The organism is Paracoccus aeridis, assembly GCF_004923205.2.
GTDB classification, from domain to species: Bacteria; Pseudomonadota; Alphaproteobacteria; order Rhodobacterales; family Rhodobacteraceae; genus Paracoccus; species Paracoccus aeridis.
Map to the genome: position 1 here is coordinate 1 of NZ_SELD02000023.1, position 542 is coordinate 542.

Consider the following 542-nt stretch of genomic DNA (forward strand, 5'->3'; position numbering starts at 1 on the left):
TGACGGGCGTTTCTTTTCGGTACCGGTAGGGCGGTATCGGGTACCGGGGTGTTGGTGGTTGCCGGTACCCGGTTTTTACCCCCGGTTACGACTTTCGGGGTTGACGTAGCCGTGTGGGTGTCGTAGGGGCCATCCTTTCTTGTTTGATGTCGTCGCGGGTTCGCATGTCTTCTCCTGTCAGGGTGAGTTTCGAGCCGTGGTTGGCGAGTCTGGACATGACTGCGTCTGCCAGTGCTGCTTCTGAGAAGACGTCGTACCAGTAATCGGGTTCGTGTTGGCTGGCGATCACGGTAGAGGCATGTTCACGCCCGACGAGCAGGTTGAATACCTGGTTCAACGCGTGCGCTGAGACATCGGTGGCGAGAAAATCATCGATGACGACAAGTGCCGGGGCTTGCAGGTCAGCGAGGAGTTGTTTGCGGGCCTGGGGATGCTCAGCCGCAGCGTCGAAATCGTTGGCCAGGTCGTTGAGCCGGAAGTAACGGGCGGTGAGCTTTTTGCGGCACGCCGCGACGGCCAGGGCTTGAGCGAGAAAACTTTTA

At 58.9% G+C, this 542-nt stretch carries 1 protein-coding gene; it reads right to left on the bottom strand.

What is annotated here, in order from left to right:
* Window positions 1–85: 85 nt before the first annotated feature.
* Window positions 86–542, bottom strand: a 457-nt coding sequence (locus ELI80_RS16675; protein ID WP_161596448.1) for an ATP-binding protein, incomplete at its 5' end; no start/stop codon positions are given.